The sequence below is a fragment of the Fibrobacter sp. UWR2 genome (genome assembly GCF_002210285.1).
Taxonomy (GTDB): domain Bacteria; phylum Fibrobacterota; class Fibrobacteria; order Fibrobacterales; family Fibrobacteraceae; genus Fibrobacter.
The window spans coordinates 68,274-89,418 of sequence record NZ_MWQE01000005.1 but is presented as its reverse complement, the minus strand read 5'-3'; the positions used below and the strand labels follow the sequence as shown (position 1 = coordinate 89,418).

At 53.9% G+C, this 21,145-nt stretch carries 17 protein-coding genes; 5 read left to right on the top strand and 12 right to left on the bottom strand.

Annotated features, from left to right (window positions below; all coding sequences use genetic code 11):
- The first annotated feature begins 137 nt into the window (after positions 1–137).
- On the top strand, positions 138–974 hold the full coding sequence (locus B7994_RS08690; protein WP_173843288.1) for a type II secretion system protein: 837 nt from the start codon (positions 138–140) through the stop codon (positions 972–974).
- A gap of 3 nt (positions 975–977) precedes the next feature.
- Here the strand turns inward: B7994_RS08690 and thiH are convergent, their stop codons facing one another.
- From thiH to thiS, 4 genes are read right to left on the bottom strand one after another with little or no spacing between them, the layout of a single operon-like run.
- Complete coding sequence (thiH, locus tag B7994_RS08685; RefSeq protein WP_088638069.1) at positions 978–2,243, bottom strand: 2-iminoacetate synthase ThiH; 1,266 nt, start codon at positions 2,241–2,243, stop codon at positions 978–980.
- A gap of 24 nt (positions 2,244–2,267) precedes the next feature.
- Positions 2,268–3,035, bottom strand: a complete 768-nt coding sequence (locus tag B7994_RS08680; RefSeq protein WP_088638068.1) for a thiazole synthase — start codon at positions 3,033–3,035, stop codon at positions 2,268–2,270.
- Positions 3,036–3,075: 40 nt separating this feature from the next.
- Positions 3,076–3,726, bottom strand: coding sequence for a thiamine biosynthesis protein ThiF (gene thiF, locus B7994_RS08675; RefSeq protein ID WP_233143131.1), 651 nt, complete (start codon positions 3,724–3,726; stop codon positions 3,076–3,078).
- A complete protein-coding gene (gene thiS, locus B7994_RS08670; RefSeq protein WP_173843363.1) occupies positions 3,726–3,920 on the bottom strand; it encodes a sulfur carrier protein ThiS in 195 nt (64 codons plus the stop codon). Before thiS ends, thiF begins: the two co-directional genes overlap by 1 nt.
- Positions 3,921–4,022: 102 nt before the next feature.
- Between thiS and B7994_RS08665 the strand changes: the two genes are divergently transcribed.
- Positions 4,023–4,904, top strand: a complete 882-nt coding sequence (locus tag B7994_RS08665; protein WP_088638067.1) for a YicC/YloC family endoribonuclease — start codon at positions 4,023–4,025, stop codon at positions 4,902–4,904.
- 76 nt (positions 4,905–4,980) lie between these two features.
- Here the strand turns inward: B7994_RS08665 and B7994_RS08660 are convergent, their stop codons facing one another.
- From B7994_RS08660 to B7994_RS08645, 4 genes are read right to left on the bottom strand one after another with little or no spacing between them, the layout of a single operon-like run.
- The gene (locus B7994_RS08660; protein WP_088638066.1) at positions 4,981–5,886 is read right to left on the bottom strand and encodes a hypothetical protein; all 906 of its coding nucleotides are present in this window, start codon (positions 5,884–5,886) and stop codon (positions 4,981–4,983) included.
- 2 nt (positions 5,887–5,888) lie between these two features.
- Positions 5,889–9,983 (bottom strand): C25 family cysteine peptidase, encoded by a 4,095-nt coding sequence (locus B7994_RS08655; protein WP_088638065.1) that lies wholly within the window; start codon positions 9,981–9,983, stop codon positions 5,889–5,891.
- 29 nt (positions 9,984–10,012) lie between these two features.
- Positions 10,013–10,897 (bottom strand): hypothetical protein, encoded by an 885-nt coding sequence (locus B7994_RS08650; RefSeq protein WP_144063816.1) that lies wholly within the window; start codon positions 10,895–10,897, stop codon positions 10,013–10,015.
- Positions 10,898–10,909: 12 nt separating this feature from the next.
- Positions 10,910–11,611, bottom strand: a complete 702-nt coding sequence (locus B7994_RS08645; RefSeq protein WP_233143130.1) for a hypothetical protein — start codon at positions 11,609–11,611, stop codon at positions 10,910–10,912.
- 24 nt (positions 11,612–11,635) lie between these two features.
- On the opposite strand from B7994_RS08645, the gene B7994_RS08640 reads away from it, so the two are divergent.
- Together B7994_RS08640 and B7994_RS08635 are read left to right on the top strand one after the other, a co-directional pair.
- Positions 11,636–12,127, top strand: coding sequence for a peptide chain release factor-like protein (locus B7994_RS08640; RefSeq protein WP_088638062.1), 492 nt, complete (start codon positions 11,636–11,638; stop codon positions 12,125–12,127).
- Positions 12,128–12,281: 154 nt separating this feature from the next.
- Positions 12,282–13,529 (top strand): lamin tail domain-containing protein, encoded by a 1,248-nt coding sequence (locus B7994_RS08635; protein ID WP_088638061.1) that lies wholly within the window; start codon positions 12,282–12,284, stop codon positions 13,527–13,529.
- 76 nt (positions 13,530–13,605) lie between these two features.
- Here the strand turns inward: B7994_RS08635 and B7994_RS08630 are convergent, their stop codons facing one another.
- Positions 13,606–14,055 (bottom strand): hypothetical protein, encoded by a 450-nt coding sequence (locus B7994_RS08630; RefSeq protein ID WP_088638060.1) that lies wholly within the window; start codon positions 14,053–14,055, stop codon positions 13,606–13,608.
- Between the two features lie 94 nt (positions 14,056–14,149).
- Between B7994_RS08630 and typA the strand changes: the two genes are divergently transcribed.
- On the top strand, positions 14,150–15,985 hold the full coding sequence (gene typA / locus B7994_RS08625) for a translational GTPase TypA (RefSeq protein WP_088638059.1): 1,836 nt from the start codon (positions 14,150–14,152) through the stop codon (positions 15,983–15,985).
- 361 nt (positions 15,986–16,346) lie between these two features.
- Here the strand turns inward: typA and B7994_RS08620 are convergent, their stop codons facing one another.
- From B7994_RS08620 to B7994_RS08610, 3 genes are read right to left on the bottom strand one after another with little or no spacing between them, the layout of a single operon-like run.
- Positions 16,347–17,711 carry an FISUMP domain-containing protein gene (locus tag B7994_RS08620; RefSeq protein ID WP_088638058.1) on the bottom strand — a complete coding sequence of 455 codons (1,365 nt, stop codon included), beginning with the start codon at positions 17,709–17,711 and terminating at the stop codon, positions 16,347–16,349.
- 22 nt (positions 17,712–17,733) lie between these two features.
- Positions 17,734–18,477: a hydroxymethylpyrimidine/phosphomethylpyrimidine kinase gene (locus tag B7994_RS08615; RefSeq protein ID WP_233143128.1), complete on the bottom strand. Its 744-nt coding sequence runs from the start codon at positions 18,475–18,477 to the stop codon at positions 17,734–17,736.
- 20 nt (positions 18,478–18,497) lie between these two features.
- Entirely contained in the window at positions 18,498–21,101 is a 2,604-nt protein-coding gene (locus B7994_RS08610; RefSeq protein ID WP_088638056.1) for a hypothetical protein, read from the bottom strand.
- Positions 21,102–21,145 lie beyond the last annotated feature (44 nt).

The following is a 21,145-nucleotide window of genomic DNA, read 5'->3' as shown; positions in this document are numbered from 1 at the left end:
CAAAAAATAGAAAAATGGGCGGTTTATTTGTGATTTCTGTTAAAGAATCCCTTTTTTTCAAAAAAAACGCATTATTTTCGTAAAAAAAGAACTATTTTTTCTGTATACACGGTTAGTTTTTGCAAAGGACGTACACTATGCTTATGCAAAAGCAAGATAATAAAAAACATGGCTTTACCTTGATTGAGCTCATGGTCGTCATCACCGTCATGGGCATTATCTCCGCTGTCGCGGTTCCGAATATTTTCGGCATGGTTGAAAAATCAAGAGAAAAGGTAGACCTCCTCAAACTATACTACCTGAGAGAGGCGTTGAACAGAGCTCTGATTGAAGATGAAAGCGCTCTGTTCAATAGCGCATTTGTAAAGACCGGAGACAAGGCTCAAGAAAATCTCGAAAAACTGAAAAAAGCCCTGAAAAGTGAATCCGGCGTACAATTGTTCATTGTAGAAGTACGTCCGGATCTTCCCACCAATGTACAAGGAAAGCACTCCAGTGTCACAGCCAACTCGGAAATGAGTTCCTTGGTTGGGAATAGCGGAACATGGTACAATGCCCTAAAGGAATCCGGCTTTAATGGTGTTGCGGACATTCTTATTGCCAGAACCAATAATGATTGGAAAAAGGACGGAGAAACTTACTATTCCGTGCCCTATAACAACAACTCAGATTACCGGACCTTTCCCAAGGAACCGATGTTTATCAGCAGAGAGTTAAACAAGGGAAAGTCCTCTGGCTTAGACGGGATAACATCTCAAGGCTCGGGTAGCAAAGCGAATAAAACAAATTACCGCTTGACGATGAGCGTCCAGTGGAGCGGACGCAACGAGCACAGCCATTCCGTGGAAGTAGCCCTGCTTCCAAATGGTGGAAAGCTAAGCACCGCGAATGGAGAAGGTAGCGCTCTTCTCTCAGAGCACGGAGTCTGCTTCTCGACCTATGGCGATATCGGCTGCAAAAACTACAAATACTAGCCGTTACACGTAAAGGTAATCGTTCAGGACGGGCTGTAAACCTTCGCCCGAGATGTCGCCGTACATATCGTTGAAACTGCGGGAGTCGTTGATTTCGAACTGCTCGTCGCCGCCTTCCCCGTCGTCGTGACCGCTGTACTTGCTTTCGTGGTCGCCAATGCCCGTCGAAACGCCGGCAGAAACCTTCGTCGCAGCGATTTTCACAATGCCGTTGCGGAATTCCTTGCTTTCGCGACTCGAAACCGTAATGCCCACAAACGGGAGGAAGATGCGGTAGGCGCAGAGCACCTGGCAGAGTTCCTTCTCGTGAACGTCGAGCGGGTCAATCTTGTCGTTATTGATAATCGGGCGCAGGCGCGGGCAGCTTAAGCTCATTTCGGCATGCGGGTACTTCTTTTGCAGATAATACACGTGCAGTGCCGATGCGAGCGCGTCGCGGCGGAAGTCCGAGAGGCCGAGGAGTGCGGAGAACGCCACCCCGCGCATGCCCGCCATCAAGGCGCGTTCCTGCGAGTCGAAGCGGTACGGGAATACGCGCTTGTGACCGAGCAGGTGAAGTTGTTCAAAACGGACCTTGTCGTAGGTTTCCTGGAAGACGGTCACGTAATCCACGCCGCATTCGTGCAGGTAGCGGTATTCGTCGACGTTGACCGGGTAGACTTCCACGCCCACCATGCGGAAATACTTGCGTGCGAGCTTGCAGGCCTCACCGATGTATTCCACGCTGCTTTTGGCGCGGCTTTCGCCGGTGAGAATCAGGATTTCTTCCATGCCGCTGTCGGCGATGACCTTCATCTCGTGCTCGATTTGCTCCATCGTGAGCTGCATGCGCTTGATATGGTTGTAGCAGTTGAACCCGCAATAGACGCAGTAGTTTTCGCAGTAGTTCGCGATGTAAAGCGGCGTGAAGAAATAGACGTTGTTGCCGAAGTGCTTGCTCGTCTCGATTTTCGCCTTCGCGGCCATCTGCTCAAGGTACGGAGCGGCTGCCGGAGAAAGGAGCGCCTTGAAGTCTTCGAGCGTGCAGCGTTCGTGTTCCAGGGCGCGCTTCACGTCCTTGCCGGTATACTTGCTGTAATCGTAATTCTCGGATTCGGAGAGGACCTTGTCGGCGATGTCCGACTGGATGATTTCCATGCCGGGCAGGTAATCCATGATGTTCGTGCGGGCGCTCGGGTCCGTCTCTATGCGGTGCTTCTTCGCGAGAGCGCCTTCCGAAAGGTTCCCGGAATCGAACAGGTAGTTATTGTCTTTTCTTTCGCTTTCCATCTTTATGCCTACGACAGATAGCCGTTAATCGCGGAGGAAACCCGTGAGCGGGTCGGACGCGGAAGCGCCGCGCGTGAGAACGCGCCCAAGGCCTGCGAGGTAGGCCTTGCGACCCGCCTCGATGGCAAGTTTGAAACTCTGCGCCATGAGCGGCAAGTCGCCCGCAGTGGCAAGCGCCGTGTTCGCCATGATGGCGGCAGCACCCATTTCCATCGCGGCACAAGCTTCGGAGGGCTTTCCGATACCCGCATCCACAATGATGGGCAGGTCGATTTCGTCAATCAGAATCTGGATGAACTCGCGCGTGGAAAGGCCCTTGTTGCTGCCAATCGGGGCTGCAAGCGGCATCACGGCTGCGGCACCCGCGTTAGCGAGGTCGCGCGCCACGTTCAAGTCCGGGTACATATACGGCATCACCACGAAGCCCTCCTTCGCGAGGGTTTCGGTCGCCTTGATGGTCTCGTAGTTATCGGGCAAAAGGTACTTCGTGTCGCGCATGATTTCGATCTTGACGAAATCACCGCAGCCGAGCTCGCGGGAAAGACGCGCGATGCGGACCGCCTCTTCGGCGGTGCGGGCGCCGGACGTGTTCGGCAACAGCGTCACGCCCTTCGGAATGTAATCCAAGATATTTTCGTGGTCCTTGGTGTTCGCCCGGCGCACCGCCAGGGTCACAATCTGTGCCCCCGCATCGCGCACCGCGGCTTCAATCAATTTCAGTGAATACTTTCCAGAACCCAGGATAAAGCGGGAAGTAAATTCATGACCACCGATAACAAGTTTGTCGTCCATAAAGCCTTCTTTATGAAATTTTTCGGGGGAAAATATAGAATTATTCCAGCCCGAGGATCAGGCGGATAGCTGTCAGTGCCTGGTGGGCGGCGCAAAGCATCACGCGCGGGGCAATCAGGCCAATTCCCGCATTCACGTCGCTCTTGCCGTCGCCGCAGACATAAAAACGCTTCGTCACCTTGCGGGCCGTAATCGAATTACCGCTATCGTAGCCAGCCATTCCGGAAGCCGCAACTAGGTATTTATCTGGCATCGTCTCAAGCACCGCGTTCACGAGCATCGCCTTCGCTTCGGCAACGTCAAACGCCTCGCAAATCACGTCTGCCCTGGCTAGCAACGTCGACACATTCTCCTCAGTCACTTTCTCGAAATGCGTCTCGTATTCTGTGTAAGGAGCAATCTCTTTCAGGTTCGAGAGAAGCGCCTCGGGCTTCGGGAGGCCCACCTGGCATGCCTTGTACTGCTGGCGATGAAGGTTCGTCACGTCGACGCAGTCAAAATCGATAAGAACGAGTTTGCCGACACCGGCCCGAGCCAAGGATATCGCAATATTGGAACCGAGTCCGCCAAGACCACAGACAGCGACCGTCGCCGCCTGCAACTTGCGCACGGCATCGGCCCCCTGGCGCTTTTCGAGCGCGGCAAGCATTTCTTCGCGGGAAGGCTCTCGCATCTGTGTTTCGACAGGCATCACCCGCCACCTACGAAATTCACAACTTCGACAACATCGCCATCGGCAAGAACCGTCTCGGCATACTTCGCCTTGGGCACAATTTCCAAGTTTCGTTCTACCGCGATACGCACAGCATTATACCCCGCCTCGGCAAGGTACTGCGCAACCGACTTGCCCGCAGCCTCTACACTTTGTCCGTTGATAGTTACCATGTGAAAAAATATAGCAAACGGATGAACCCAGCCCAGGCGAAATAAATGAAAGCCGATATCAAGCGGCCGATACATGGTAGAAAATTTTTTTATTATTAGGGCATGTCGATTATTTCCATGACCGGATTCGGAAAGAGCGAATCCACCCTGAACGGAGTCAGTTGCGTTATCGAAGTCCGCAGCGTGAACAGCCGATTCCTCGAAATCTCGAGCAAGATTCCTAAAAACTTCGCCTATCTCGAAAACGACCTCAAGGCCCAAATCAAGGACAAGCTGGCCCGCGGCTCGGTGAACATGAGCATCACGCTCGGCGAAGGAAATCTCGGGAATATCCCCGTATGCTACAACGACGTGGCCGTCGCAAAATTCGTCGAAATCACGAAGGCCATGCAGGCCAAGTACGGCATTGCCGGCGACATCAAGCTAGAACACGTGCTCGCCATTCCCGAAGTATTGCAGTTTACCGACGCCAATGCCGACAACGAAGCCTGGGAAAAGCACCTGAAGGCAGAACTCGACAAGGCCTTGGACGGCGTCATCGCCATGCGTGAAAAGGAAGGTGCGAACCTCGCCGCCGACCTCACAAAGCGAGTCGCTCACCTTGAAGACGTGCTCGCGAAAATCGAAGTACTGGACCCGCAGCGCATCGAGACATGGAAAGTCAAGTTCCGTGAACGTATCAACGCGCTCATGAAGGATAGCGAAATCGACGACGTGCGCCTGCTGCAGGAAGCCTGCATCATGGCCGACAAGCTCGATATCCACGAAGAAATCACGCGGTTCCACAGCCACAACAAACTGTTCCTCGACGCGCTCAAGAAGGGCGGAGCCCAGGGCAAGAACCTCGGGTTTATCCTTCAGGAGATGGGCCGCGAGGCGAATACCCTCGGGACAAAATGCCAAAGCGCAGAGATTGCGGCACTCGCCATCGAACTCAAGAATGAGATCGAGTGCATTAGGGAGCAGTCGCTGAATATCGCATAAAGAAGATCCCCGGTCAAGCCGGGGATGACACATGCAAGGGCGGGTTATCGACCCGCCACTTTTTTTTCGTTTAATATTACTTCTTCTTTTTTTTGTCCTTCATCTCGACGCGGCGGCTACCTGCACGCAGGCGAGCCCACGGAGCGAAGGACGAAATCGGAAAGAAGAATACGAAGAACCAAACTACAAGAGCCACATAGCGTACGACAACGAACAGCCAGCTCGTATGCGCCGTTTCAACCGGCATAGCCGGCGTTGCAACCCGCGTTTCCGCAAGGGCCACTACCAGCAGCAGCGCACCGACAAGCACAGGCACAACCATCTGCCGGGCTGCCTTCACCAGGGCACCAGCCTGCGGGACCCCGGCACCCAGATGCTTACCGGCAACAACAGCAAACGCCATGGAATTAGCAAGCGCAAACATTGCAAATGCTGCCAGCCAAAATTCAATTGAATTCTCGCTAAGAATCCAGGGGCTCAAATCCACCAGGCAGGGAATGAAAAAACTGCACAAGACAAACGGGAATAGCGCACACACAACGGACTTCTTGACAAAGATAAAAAGCACAAGGGAAACCAGTGCGAGGATGCCGAACATCGGAAGAACGACACTCTCATCGCCATCCAGCAAAATCAAGATGCCAAAGCCTGCCAATGTCGAAACAATCGATGCCACCCCGGCGCGGACACCGCCAAACACGAAAAGCATCGCAACACAGGCAACACCCGCAGCAACAAGGAACTGAGCCGAAGACCACAGGCTCTGAACGCCTTGAATTCCCGAAAGCCACATTCCAAAGGCCTCGGAGGCGGCAACCGGAACAGAAAAGAAGCCCTGCCAACCGCTCACAAGGAACCCCTTCACATTCATCAATAACATGGGAACCGTTACGACAACCATTACCACCAGGGCAATCAGTCTAAAGCGCAGCATCAGTTCCAAAAATTTCTGCACCTTCCCCGGTTTCTCTCTCAAATCCATAATTACCTCGAAATCAACAATTTCTGTTTTTTAGTCCACGTCTTCGCCTTGAAGTTACCCGAAGCAGGGACTTCACTGCGAACAACATAATGATACAGTCCGTTGGCCAATTTACGACCATGGTTATCCTTGCCGTCCCAGTGCGTCACGCCCGAAACGGCATCCTTGATGACCTTCACCAGGCGGCCATGCTGGTTGTAGATAAAGATATTCACAGTCGGCTCACGGTCCACGGCAAGGTTCTTGAAGTAGAACGTAGTGCCCTTCTTCCCCACCGGATTGGGAACGTTGAACACATCGGCAAGGCCCGCCTTCATGTCTTCGGTAATGTCCAGATTGACAGTCTTCACAGCAACATTTCCAAGCACATCCATGGCCCGTACGTGGAATACATAATGGCCTTCCGGATAGCTTTCAAGCGTAAACGACTTGCGGAATACAGCCTTCTTGGATGACTGCTCCAGGAAAGGATACGGATGGTACGGATTCTCGACCCCTTCGACCTCTATGGAAATTCCCTCGTCCGCCTGCTCGCGGAAATCGATGGCCGTAGAATCCTCGACAACAACCTGCAAGCATGCAGGAGCCTGCAGTTTCACCGTCTCCTCATCAGAGAACGAGGCTTCCGACCCTGTAGAATAGCAGTTCTGGATCTTTATGGAGGGCGGATCGGAATCATGAATGGAGTCGGCGTAGGCGGAAAAGCCGTAAATACCGATACCGCCAAGCCTGAAGCGGCCAATGTCACGGACATCGTTAGAATAGGCCCACGCATTGAGTTCCACCGCGGTATCGCCAAACGATATCTTGCGCGGAGTTACGAATTCCGTCTCATAACGTCCACCAACAACGGGAACCTTTTCGGAATAGATCAAGGCGCCGTCGTACAACACATCGAGCGTATCTTCTTCCACACCCTCAATCCCGATATAGAGTCGCTTGCTATTGCGGCTCTCGCGCAAGGAAAGTTCAATGAAGCCGTTATCCATTCCCGAAACAGAACCGGAAAGTTTCACCTTGTCGAGAGCCCTGAGCGTATCAAGTTTCTGGTCCAGCGACACATTGAAATCAGCCTTGAGCATCTTGGTGACGGGCTCGCCGATGAACACGTAGTGCTCGTTATTGAAGCGAGCCCTAGAATAGGAGGCCGAGGCTTCGTTCTTTGCCGCACGGAAGGCGTCGCCCATCGATATGCCATCGTTACGCAGGAGCGTGAACATGAAGTTCCGTCCAAACAGTTCGTTGTAGGTGGAGAAAGTCTCTCGAGCGGCACCGACCGAGACAATCGATCCCTTGAAGGGCGCAATCAGGAATTCCTCGGACAGGGACCTGGCATCTCCCTGGTCGAACCGGCCTACCGTACAGGAGAACGAATTGAGAATCGTATAGCGACCCTTGTTCGATAGCCTAGAGAGGTAGCTTGGCTTTAGGAGCCCTTCCGCCGCCCAGTCCGTTTTCGAGCCATGGCCGAAATACGTCGTCATCAAGGCGCCCTGGTTGAGAATATTCAAAAAGTCCTCTGTCGCCTGTTTCTTCTGCCCGGCTGCATCTTCCTCATAATCCAGCAGGTACACTTTTCTCTGGTTCCAGCGGAAATCGAGCTCGTTAACCAAGGCGTCAATCGCTTTCGCGACCTTTTCCTGGGATTTCGTATGCGGAGTTCTGTCCACCACCGTTCCATTCTTCGCATCGTCCGCCGCAAGCAGGATTGTCTTTCGCCAGTCCGAATGGTCAAAGCGGCCGACCATCTCGTAATCCTTCGCCTTTTCGATATAATCGTAGAGTTCAGATTCCGTAGAGACCGGCAGGCGCCCGACAGACACATCCAGGTCATAGTTCCCATAGCGTACCAGTTCGCCCGAATCAAGCACAGCGAAGAAATCCTCGGTAACGTTATCTTCCCATTCAAAAGGAGGCATGAAATTCTTGCCCAGTTTGGCAATAACCCCGCGGTAGTCATAGTGACCGGAGCCAAGCAGGAGAACGTACTGAAGATCGGGGCAAACGGAATAGGCGTAGGCGATATAGTTCCTTATGGCTACCGGCGAAAGCGAGCCGCCCGTATACTGCCTGTAGATATCTTCGACATTCACCACCGTCGTCGCATACTTGGAAACAGCATCCCCTTCCGAACGGAACTTACCGAGTTCGACAGCACCATCAAGAAATTCCGGAGCAGAGATTATCAGGTATTCGGTCTTAGAACTGATTTTCGATATATCCGAAAGCACTTCACGATGATTTTCAGGCAGCCCCTCCACCGCGAGCATGTTGCGGCCATCGCCATTCCTGAAAACGCCTTCCCTGAAGGCAAGATAGCGCACATCCTCACCGGCGACAACACTATCTATGGCATACTTTCCCGAATTCGCAAGGATTCCAACGGGAACAAGGTCAACGAACTTCATGAGACTCACGCCATTAGGCACCGGCAAGCGGACCTTGCCCGAAACCTTGCCGGGCAAATACCATTCAGCAGAATCCACCACAGGATTCCACTGATAGGCCACGGTGTAGCCGTCAAAGCGGTCATACTGCTTCTCGTTGGGAAGTATCGTCAGGGAATACTCGTTTTCGGAGCCCTTGAGCGGCACGTCATCGAACACAAACCCGCCATCGGGGCCCACAACCGCAGACTCGTCCGAATACTCCTTGCCATTAAGCGTAAAGCGGAACCGGATTGCAGCGACACGCTCCTCCAGGCTCATACCGGACATCTCGTAATCTGTAATCTGGTCGTTATCGCGTTCGACACTCGCTTCCCAGACAGAACGGTACGGAACGAACGTGGCCTGCAATTGCGTCTTACCGCCATCAACAAATCCCGGGAAATCCTTCACCTGCGGGGAATCCCTCATAAGGTCAGAAGACGGGACCTTCGTCGTATCGAACCTACAGTGCCATATCCAGAACCATTCCTTACCCGTCGTCTTGTCCCAGTCCAGCGGCTTGCCGTAATAGGCATCCCTCAAGTAGACATCCTGCTCGGCACGCACGTAGCGCATAAGCGGGATATCCTTCGCGCCATCGGAGGTGTACGATATCTTATCGGCAAAGCGCAAGCCCTTGCCAGTCTCGCTCCAGCCTAGCTGGAACTGCTGGAAAAAGGTATACGGCGATGTGGAATGGAAGTAGAGGCTATCCGCATATTTCCAGAATGACGATCCGTAACCCACAAACACGATGGAATCGCCGTCATTGAACGTGCCATCCGGGCTTGAGGAACCCCTACTCTTGGAATGGTCACGCACCTCGATAGGAATTTCGAACAGGTGGGCCGGAACAATCACGTCAGGACCAGGAACCTTGGCAGACATCGTATCAGGAGACGCACCGAAAAGCCTCAACTTCTCGACGGGAATTCCATCCAGGTCGGATTGCCTCAGGTACGGCAGGAGCGCATTCTTGATTGTCTTGAAATCCACCGCATAGAGGCCATCCTCGCTTGTAGTAGCCACGTTCCTGTCGCCCACAAGGAACTTCGCGAGGAAATGCACGTCCGAGATATCCGACACACCCATACGGCGAAGCGACTTGCGGTAAGCATTGCGCGAGACCCCGAAGGATGAAGCACCCTTACCGTTTACCACGCGTGACAGGGCACGCTTGCCAGGATTCACTCCCGAACCAGTCACGGCAAAGTCGACCGTAAGGCGGAACTGCGTGCGGAGCCTAAGCGAAGCGCCCGACTTTTCGTATAGCGGCACCCGGATATCGACAATCCACAGGCCATCGCGCAAATACGGCGACGAGGCATGTACCGGCGAGGACTTCAGCTTGGCTCCCTTGCAGGGGCTCCCTTTCAGGTTTTTAGTCTTCTTTACCGAAAGCGAAACGCGCGGAGTCGCACCCGCGGGGACAGCCACACGGTACAAGCGAAACGGGACATCACTATTATCGTCAACGAACGAATTTTCGGGAATGAAGCGGTTGCCCGGAATTTCCGTACCGCGTTCATCGGAACAGCCGTAGACAGACGTATCGTACACACCGTCATCGAGCACAAAGCGCGAGCGGGAATCCTCCACCACCGTCGATGCCGAGGCAGACACGCTCAAAAGGAGTATCGCAATTATGTATAAAAAGAACTTCACCATCTAAAAATACAAATTCAGGTTCCTAAAAACTAAGGATTCGTGATTACCATTTCGTAAAAACCATTGCCGCTAGTCTTAAATTCAACCCACTGACCACCTTCCGCCTTCATCTTGAAAATGGTGATGGACTGCGGAGGCACGCCCTTCGAGAGTATGGCCTCGAGTTCCTTGTCCGAAATCATGGCGCGAGCATTGAAAGCGGGCATGTACCAGTGCCAGGCCTGCCAGTTGAAAAGCCCGCGGGTCGACTGAACGAAGGCGCGCAGCATCAGCACATACTCGTACTCGAAAAAGTCGTGGTAGTTGCGGACCTCGTTCTTCTTCTCGACGACAGTCTTTTTCGTGAAGTCGCTGTCAAAACGGAGCGGACTCGCATCGGGATTCGTGTACGTGAACCGAATGGACTTCTCCGTCGCCGTAGCCTTCAGTGAAGGTCTGTCCAGGTGGACAAATTCGGATGTGCTCACCTGCCTGTAGTCGCGGAACACCACATCGGGGCTGAGCACGCGGTTCATCTGCAGGGGGACAGGCTTTGCGTCGAGGGCAGCAAGTTCATAAAAGGCAAGTACCTCGCCGGCCCCTTTCGGGAGCAACACCGCCATGAGGGGCTTTTCACGCTCCGAGATAACCCAGACCATCTTGGGCTTGTTTGCCGACTTGAGAAGCGGGTCGAGCACGTACATCACGGACGGGTCCCGGATGCCGTTCACATCCCATTCCATCCAGGTGCCCGTACCGCCGACAGAATCCAGCACGGAAAACATTCTCGCGCCAGGGAATTCCGTACGGGAATCCACCGCACCAATCAGCCTGGCGGGGGCAGCCGGAGAACCCTTCGCAGGCACCGGTTTCTGGGCAGGCTTTGCAAAGCCCACGACAAAGGCAAGCAACAGAAATGCTGTAAAGAGCCGCATCAAAGGCCCCCGTTAGAAACCGATGGGTTCAAGCAAGCTTTCGTCAAGCCTGGAATACGTCATGTGGTATTCCTTCTCGATCCAGTAGAGAGCAAGTTTCTTGCCATTCCAGTTTTTCTTCACGGCGATAGACTCGATACCCTTCGTGATGAGCGGGACGGTTTCGGGCAGGTTGAGTTTCCAGTTCTGGTCATCCCATTCGAAAATCATGATGGGCACTTCCGGGCTCTTTGCAAGGCCGATGCTTCCACGGTCGTTCTTCACCTTCATCGGGCCAAGCGGCAAATTCGTGAAGCGGTCGAGCATGCCGCTCTTGCTGAGCATCATAAAGAGCATGCGGTCTTCGTCCGTTTCCCACAGGTGTTCGCGTTCGTAAAGGCGGTAGAGGATTATGGTATACGCCTCGTAGAACTGGCAAGTATCCAGGGCCTCGGAATTGTAGACCTTCGCGTGGTTCTCGAGCGTATCGAGCCAGTATTCAGATGTATCGGTCAAGAAACCGTAGAGGGTCTCGGCATCCGAACCATTGCGCACGGCAGAAAGGAACCCGTTAAACATGTTTTCCAGCATGGCCTGCTTGTCCTGCAGCTGGCCCTCGTACTGGGCATTTTTCTCCTGGGCGCTTGCCCCCGATTCTGCCGGTTTTCCGTCACCCGATTGCCCAGCAGTGCCCGCACAGGCGGTAATTCCGAAAGCAAGCGCAAGCGAGAACATTGCAACAATTTTATTTTTCAGGATATGCATCGCGATACCTACCTAAGAATGTCTTTGGACCAGTTGCTTGCCGCCTGCACGCAGAAAGCGTTTCAGGGAAGTGGCCCCGGCGGTCAACACCGCAACAAGACCAACACAGGCGTACAACTTTGCCTACGTGAATACAATTTAGAAATCAAATCGTGCGAAGCGAGAAGCGCGAAGGAAAACAAGACCCATGCGCTGCACCGCATGCAGATGGCAATCGCCCTGAATGTCCGCGAAACGCCCGCAGGCCCCGAAATACCCTTCCCCGGGAGCAACGGCCATATACAGCCCTCCAACGCGCTGTTTCCGCTGTTCGTCGCCCACGTTTTCGACATCATGGCAACAAAGGCCGGCGACACGAAGGCGGCTGCGGCCGCGTTCGGACTTTCGCCCAGCGCGCTCGTGAAAATCCTCCGGCAAGACAAGGCCTGCGCCGAGAAACTGCAGAACCAGAGAGTCGCCGGAGGAAAATCCCGGCTGAAACTCTAGGCGGGTACATCGTTCCTGAATTGCCGCTCAACAAACAAAAAGCGTGCTTAATCCGCACGATTAAGCACCATTTTACAAAAAAAGAGTATCAAAAAGGCTGATTTTGCCTCCTAAACCGTATTAAGGGTATGGACCAACCATACAAGGAGGTTTTATGAGTCCTGCATTCAAGAAAAAGGCAAAAGCACTTGCCGTCGCCATGTGCGCCCTCGCCCTATGCCACTGCGGAAGCGATGACCGCGAAAACTCCCCCGTCGGCACCGCCGATACAAAAACGGCAAGCGTCGCGCTGCGACTCAGCCACACGGCAGTCCCCCTCACCGACAGCATCGTTGTCGACTGCTATGGCGCGGATACGCTCCACATGAAGCTCGGGGCCAAGGAAACAGGGTTCAACCTGGACCTATTCCCGCACGACCACTGGAAATTCGTGGCGAAGCTGTATGCTAACGGATCGCTCATGCAAAAAGGCGAAGTCGAGACCAAGCTTTCGGCTGGCGAAATCGCGAACGTTTCCATTCCGATGCATGCGGTAGTCGGATTCATCTACGTAGAAATCCCCCTCGGGTTCGGCAACCCCACAGGAATCACATCAGGCTTGCTCAGGCTGCAATCCGAATCGGATACGTTCGAATACCCGATGGCCATCGAAGGCTCTACAGCCGTATTCACAAGCGACATGCTCCCACTCGGAGTGGACTATGCGTTTACGCTCACCCTGCGCGATGCCGCGGGTAACGCCATCTACAGCATCGAGGACAGCGTACACATCGACGAGAACACTCCCGTCCCGGAATTACAGATTAATTCGCTCCGTGCAAAAATCAGCGTGTCGCTACAGCTTTCCGATGGAGTGGAGATGGTATTCCCGCTGGAACTCCCCGCAGCACGCAGGGCGCCCGCAGAAGGCGACATGGTCATCAGCGAATTCCTCGTGAACCCGGTCAAGAGCGACTCCACTGCATTTGACTTCGTGGAAATCTACAACGGGAGCAACGACACGCTCGAAATTACGGGATGTTCCATCGGGAAAAGTACCCTCCCGAAGGAATCCGCAATCATCGAATCGCTCGTGCTGCCCCCGCGCGAGGCACTCGTACTCGGCAACGACACGAACCCGAACACGCCAGAGGAATACCGCCATACCGAAAATATGCCCACGTTCCTCAAGAGCAACGGTTCGACGGCAGCCTCCATCGTACTGCACTGCGACGGAGAAATCATGGATTCCGTCTATTACGGCAAGGTGGACTCGCTGCACCTGAGTGCCGCACCGCTAAACAACTCCAGTTCTACGACAAGGAGTTCGCACCTGAACATCGGCGCGTGGGACGACCGCGAAAATCCCGAGAACTGGTGTCTGGGCACACCTACACCGGGCATCGCGACCTTCTGCGACTAGTTCGCAAATATTCAAACGGGCTCGCCGGAATGGCGAACCCGTTTTTCAAATTCTGTAAATTCTTTGGCAGAGCGGACTAGCCGTGCAACTGCGTCACAGGCTTTTCGATGTCGAACAGGCGGCGCAACAGTTCCGTCTTGGCCGGGTCGCGCTCATCGGGGAGCGTGAGCGGAGCCATGTTGATGGCCACGAGGATGGAACCCGGATAGTTGTTCGCGCACTTTACGAAATCGCTTGCCGAAACGCCTTCGGTGTAGAAATCCACCACGAAGGTATCCCAGTCATCGTTCTCGATCTGTTCCATGGCTTCGGCCTCGGTCTTCACCGCCTTGAAGGTGGCGCCCACCAGCAGGTCAGAAAGCACCTCGAGGCATGCATTGCGGCGTACGTCGTCGTCTTCCCAGATCAGGATACGGCGCTCACTGTAATCACGAACAACCGGGGCAAGGTTTTCTTCTTCGGGGAAGAATTCCTTGGCGGATTCATCCATTTCATCATTTTCAAAGTCGTCAAATTCTTTTGCCATGCCTGTAAATATAGTAAAAATTCGTCTGAACTTGCCATATAAGGCTCATTTTGCTAAATTTGCGCGCAAAAATTACAACCATTACAGGCAGTCCATGGATCAATCTAAAATCAGAAACGTCGCCATTATCGCCCACGTTGACCACGGTAAGACCACCCTCGTCGACCAGCTCCTCAAGCAGTGTGGAACCTTCCACGAAGGTGAAGAAGTCAACGAACGCGTGATGGATTCCGACAACCTGGAACGCGAACGCGGCATCACCATCCTCAGCAAGAACACGAGCGTCATGTACAAGGGCTACCGCGTGAACATCGTCGATACCCCGGGGCACGCCGACTTCGGTGGCCAGGTGGAACGCGTTCTCGGTACCGTGGACGGCGTTCTGTTGGTCGTAGACGCATTCGAAGGCCCGATGGCCCAGACCCGCTTCGTGACGCAGAAGGCTCTCGAACTCGGGCTCATCCCCATCGTGGTGGTGAACAAGATCGACCGCGACGGCTGCAACCCGCACGGAGCCCTCGACAAGGTGTTCGACCTGTTCTGCGAACTCGACGCCAACGAAGAACAGCTTGACTTCGATAAGGTGTTCGGTTCCGGTCGCAAGGGCATCTGCAAGGCCGAGATGGAAGACCCGGACGGCGACTTCAGCATCCTCATGGACAAGATTATCGAGCGCATTCCGGCCCCGAAGGGCGACCCGGCAGGCGAACCGCTCCTGCAGATTGCCTCTCTCGAATACTCCACCTTCCTTGGCCGCCTGGCCGTGGGCCGTGTGCAGCAGGGCGTGCTCAAGCCGAACCAGACCTATGCACAGTCCTTTACCGACGGCACCGTGAAGACGGTCCGCCCGCAGAAGATTCTGCGCTACGAAGGCCTCACCCCGAAGCCGGTCGACGAAGCAGGCCCGGGCGAAATCGTGCTTATCGCAGGCCTCGACACGTTTGATATCGGCGATACCATCAGCGCCGCGAACAACCCGAAGCACCTGCCGCGCATTCACATCGACCCGCCGACCATCTCCATGATCTTCACCGTGAACACCTCGCCCCTCGCCGGCAAGTACGGTGGCAAGTTCATGACGGGTAACCAGCTCCAGGAACGCCTGGAACGCGCCCACATGGCCGACCCCGCCCTCCTCGTCGAGAAGGTCGACGGCGCCTCCACGTTCAAGGTATCTGGCCGTGGCATTCTGCACCTCACCATCCTCGTCGAGAACATGCGTCGTGAACTTTATGAGTTCACCATCGGTAGCCCGCAGGTGATTTTCCACAACGACGAAAACGGCAAGCTCCTGGAACCGGTCGAAGACTTCAAGGTCGAAGTCCCGAGCGAATTCAGCGGCGCCTGCATCCAGGAAATCCAGCAGCGCAAGGGCGAAATGGTGAACATGGTCACCGACGATAACGACCGCGTGACGCTCGAGTTCATCGTGCCGAGCCGTGGCCTCATCGGTATCCGTCCGCGCCTCCTCTCGCTCTCCAAGGGTTACGCCGTCACGCAGTCCTTCTTCAAGGAATACCAGCCGTACAAAGGCGAAATCCCGACACGCATCAACGGCGTGCTCATCGCGAAGGAACCGGGCGAAGCCGCCAGCTATGCGCTTTCCAACCTGGAAGACCGCGGCTACCTCATCATCGGACCGGGTGCGGAAGTTTATCCGGGCATGATCGTGGGCGAACACAACCGCGACGTGGATATCACCGTGAACGTCACGAAGGGCAAGCACCTCACCAACATGCGCTCCAAGTCTGCTGACGACATGATCCAGCTGACCCCGTACCGCCGCATGACTCTGGAAGAATGCGTCACCTTCATCAACGAAGATGAATGCATCGAAGTCACGCCGGAAATTCTGCGCCTCCGCAAGAACGAGCTCGACCCGATCAAGCGCAAGCAGATGTCCAAGCGCCCCGCCGAAGACGACGATTAAGCGACCGCTCGCGCCAAACTCGGGGATTAAATTGCTCCGAATGGCGCTCGCTCTCACTGCAAAGGCCCGTTAATACGGGCCTTTTCCGTTTACAGGCGACCGTTCGCGCTAAACTCGGGGATTGAATTACTCCGGTTGGCGCTCACTCTCGCAAAAGCGTGCAAAACGAGTGTCGCAAAATTATGCTTGCATAATTTTATGACCGAGTGAAGCCGCGGACGCCAAAGGCGTCAACCGCCCTCGGTTAACACCCGAGGGCTTTGTTGCTCACGGACGACCGTTCGCGAACGACTCTCGCGCTAAATTTCAAAAGCCCCGCACTGCGGGGCTTTATTGTTCACGGACGAGCGCTTGAACTTTGCTAGTCTTCCGTAGTTTCCACCTTAATGCAGCGAATGTACGAGCCTTCATTTGCAGTCGGGTTGTATTCAAAATGCAGCCCGCTATTCCGCACCACGACATTCGGCAAGAATTGGGTTACTTCGCCGCTTCCTGCAAACACGGGGCCCGATGAACCATATCCGGATGAATAATATTGGTACCCTGCAGGGAGTATACTAAAGCCCACCTCGTCAATGCCGTTCCATCCGCGAGCAGTTTTCAGCGCCATGCTCGCCCTGTTCTCCCCGCCAACAGAATTAAAAAGAATCCGCCAGTCAGACTCGCTCGGAATACGCCACCCTGCAGGGCATGTCGAATCCCTATTGAAAGTGCGGTATAAGCGACCGGCCACGCTGCAACTTCTGGGATTCCAGTTGTAACAATATGAGACGTTATTTGTGTCAATGTAGTTCAGGTTTTCCGCCATCCAGGTCTGCTCACCCACCGTCACGGTCCTATAGACTTGATTATCGCGTTCATCCTTCAGCTCGCCATACTCTATATCCGGATTAAAGCGTTCTTCCTTGGAAACCAGCCAGTTCCAGGTGGTTGCATCAAAGTCATTTTTCACACAGCGAATAAATTTGTAATGGTATTTATCGTCAAGTTCAAGTTTTCTGGAGGTATCCCTCGCGGATACCGCAGTAGCCTCCTCACCCGAAGCGTCATACGACGTCCAATAGTTCCCTTCAAGGCCTAGGCGCGAAGAACTTACATATCCAAACAAGCGGTTCCATTCAGACGAACTGGGCAAGTGCCAGCCTTCCGGACAAATTCCCTGCGTAGGTTCTGTCTGCGTGCATTGTCTCGAAGTCGCCTTATAGCCGCAACCGGCGGCGTCCCCCGAGAATACACCGGCAGAATCAATCGCATCTTTCCACTGGTACGAACGGCCTAGCATCTCACAACACCTAGTGGTGCAGCTGCCCTCGCTGGAGTCCCCTTCCACCTTGTAATCGTAATCCAGGTTCTCGGCCATCCACATATAATCCCCGACATAGAGGGTCTTGTAGACATGGCCGTCGCGTTCGTCAGTCATGGTTCCATACTTCACGCCCTCCGGAAGTAGCCTTGCCTTGAGTTCCTCGCAGCTTTCAAGAGAACTGCTAGACACTTCAGCCAATTTACCTTCGCTGGAACTGCTCGACGAGCCCGCTTTTTTGCTCGAAGACGAAGCATCCTTTTCGGCAGAGGAGGATTTGCCTTTCCCGCTCGACGAAGACCCGTCTTTCTTACTAGACGACGAAAGTTCACTATCGTCACTCGGCCTTGTCATAAACGACTCGTCGTCATCACAGGCGACAAGGCAAAACAATATTGCGAAAAAAGCTCCCAAACGCTTCATAACTCCTCCTAAAAAAATCCTTTTAGACAAACCCGAGGCGGCCTTCCCCGCTCTGGAGAAATTCGTCCATGTAGTTCTTCGCTATCTGGCAGGCTTCTGGCAGGTCGTGTCCGAGCGCCACGTTCGCAAGAATTGCAGAAGAGAGCACGCAGCCCGTGCCGTGTTTGCCCTTGCCGGGGAGCCGCGGGCTCCTGAACTTGCACAGTTCGTCCTTGTACCACAGCGTATCGACAGATTCCTTGCCCCGAGCGTGCCCGCCCTTCAGCAGCACCGCAAAGTCCTGCCCCATGTGGATTTCGCCGCGGGACTGCGCAAGCCCGAGCCCCAGGTAGGCAAACTCGTCCTGATTCGGAGTCACGAGGTCAATCGACTTCATTACGGGGATAAACTTGTCGGTCTCGCGCATAAAGTGGAACCCCGCCGAAGCACTCGCAATCGGGTCCCACACGATAAACGCGTCCGGAGATTCATTACGGACAAAATCCACAATGCGCTTGAGCGTGCGCGCCTTCTCCACGAGGCCAATCTTCACGTACTTGAACTTATGCTTTTTAAAGAGCGTTTCAAGCTGCGCCTCGATGCGGTCCCATATGACCCAGCCCGGGGCGACAAACTCTTCTTCGTTCTGTTGCGTGAGCGCCGTACATACCGCCTGGCCGTACACGCCAAAGTGCGCCATCGTCTTGATGTCGGCAACAAAGCCCGCACCGGCGGAGCCGTCAAAGCCCGCCACAGTAAGCGCATATGTCATTTTTTCACTGGACATATCAACAAAATAAATAAAAATTAGCGCAGCATAACCTTCTTTGCAAGGCTACGGGCACCGTCGCGCACGCGCACTACGTATACACCCGCCCGGATATCCGAAACATCTACCGCCGGCATGGCAAAGCCCTTCTTGACGATAGCACCATTGAGCATCACGAAGTCGTAGGTGGCACCCGTGGAAAAACCCTTGAACAGGAGCGTCTTGCCCGCAAGGGTCACGTCCACGTCCGGCAATACGCGGCTTGCCTGGGCCTGAATAATCGGGTCATCCGGGTTGTCGCAGAAATTCCTCTTGAGGGCCCTGTCATAGCAGAACCCAGGTTCATTCTCGGCGATTTTCTTCTCGCCCTTGCAGGTTCCCTTGGGTCCAAGTTCGAAGATGCGCGCGACGCCCTCGATATCCACTGTATCGCGGTGCCCGAAATAGAAGTACCCCACGGATTTCAACGCTTCGCGGCAGTTCGTGGTGTCCTTCCCGCTCTTGTCCGTCCGTTCAAAGTCCTTCAGTTGGAGGTTCACGGTTTTCGGTTCGCTAGTCTTTGGCAACACCACACCGCACTGGCTTGTCGAGAAATACATGTCGTGATCGGAGGTATAGGTCAGGCAGAATCCTTCAAGGTCCGGGAAACTGGAGTTATAACGATTCGGCAACATATGCACCTCTTTCGGAGTGCTTTGCGAATAGATGGTATCATTGACAAAGGCCCTGTACTTGTACGCGAAGTAGCCCAGGCTATCCATGGTCACCTGATGGGCATCCGTACGGGATACAAACCGCGGAGGGGACGCCATCCTCTTATACGGGAACAGCACCCTGGGATATTCGCCACCTAGTGCACTTAGCACAGAGAAATGGCCCTCATCGAGACACTCGGTAGAATCCTTGTAGTAACAGAATTCCCTCTTGGTAAATGCGAGCCTTTTGCCATCGAACCAGAGGCCGTCATTATTCACATATTTCTGGACAATCTTATCGCGGTAATCAGAAAATTCCGTATAAGTGTGTTCGGCAATCACCCTCTCGGCGCCCCAATCATACTTTGTACCGTCCACGTAATACTTGCCGGCACATTCGCTAATCAGGCCGTCATTTTCGTACGCGATGATGTTCAGGTGTTCATCGCCAAAATACGAATCCGTAAGCACCAGGTCCTTGACGACTCCACGATCGTCAATGTCGTTAAACATGGCCAACATTTTGCCGCTAGTAAATGCATACGATGTCACATAGAGGCCGGAAACGGAATGGCCATTGCCATCGAAGGTTCCCGTATAGCCGTAGTAATCCGGGAGCGACCTTATACCATCAATCGGAATCCACTGGGGGAAATCGCAGGGGTAGTTCATCTGGACACATTCAGAAGCGATGACATTCTTGTTGAACACGATATCGTCGAGAAGAATGGCGCTGGTGTTCGGGTAGGCAAACATGTAGTTGACGTAGTCCGCATACCAAAGCAAGTGCGCGGGTGTCTTTATCTGGTACACGCTGTCCTTGAGTTCGGGCTTGGCCGCTTCGTCGAAAACAGGATGCCGGTCACCCTTTTTCCAAAGCCCGAAGGCAATGCGGTTGAAGGCATCCACAAGGGAATCGCTCGCAAACGTCGCCGAATCCAGGATGCCCGAATACTGTTTCGGACGCGCCCCCTCTACGGAATAGTTATTCGTCAAGTTCGTGTAAGTACTGCTGAAAGTCTGCTCACCATAAATATCCCTTCCGTTCAAGCCTGCAATGACTTTCCCGTAATTGAAGGAATGCGTAACGGTATCCGATGACCCGAACACCTCGCCTATCAAACCGGCAATAAAGTTATAGCCTTTCACGAGACCGATGTTGTAGGAATACCTTATGTTACCGCCATATCCAAGGAGGCCAGCAACATCGCTGGTTCCAAAAACGGAAGCTGTGTTGTAGCACTTGTCCAGCGTAGCACTCGTGCCGCCGCCGGCCACACCGCCCACATATGACGTGCCACGAACATAACCGTCGTTGTGACAATAGAGAAGATACCCGTAGAGCCCGCCTACTACACCGCCGACAAAGCCGTTACCGACGACAACTCCGGAAAAACTGCTATTATACATGCGTCCGCGAAGGTAGCCGGCCACACCGCCTACATCGCCACGCCCACGGATATAGGAATCCACGATATTCAAGTTCTCGATTGTAGCACCGTAAGCTGCCACGCCGAAAAAGCCCACGCTATCGCGCTCGGGCATATCGATATACAGGCCACTTATCGTGTGGCCTTGACCATCGAACCTTCCGGTATAATAAACATTTTTCGACTTTCCTATGGGGACCCACTTTTCCAGCTCGCACGGATCTTCCGACTCCAGGCAAGATGGCGCAGGGGGAATCGTATCGACCGTATCGCGAGCAGCCTCGGCGACCTTCTCGGGATCGAGCAGGTTCTTGTTGATGGTGATATCGGCATCAAGCCGTGCGCAGGTTTTCTCGGACGAGTCGCGGGAGTTTACCATATCGGCAAAGCCATACAGTTCCGCGGCATTAGTAATAAGGTAACAGCCGTCGGAATCTTTTTTGGGCGTTTGCGGGGTAACAAGTGCGTTGGCGCTAAAAGCGGCCAACAAGATGAATGCAATAAAAAGCTTATTCAAAATTTTCTCCTTTCCACTTACTCCAAATATACATCAAAAAATGC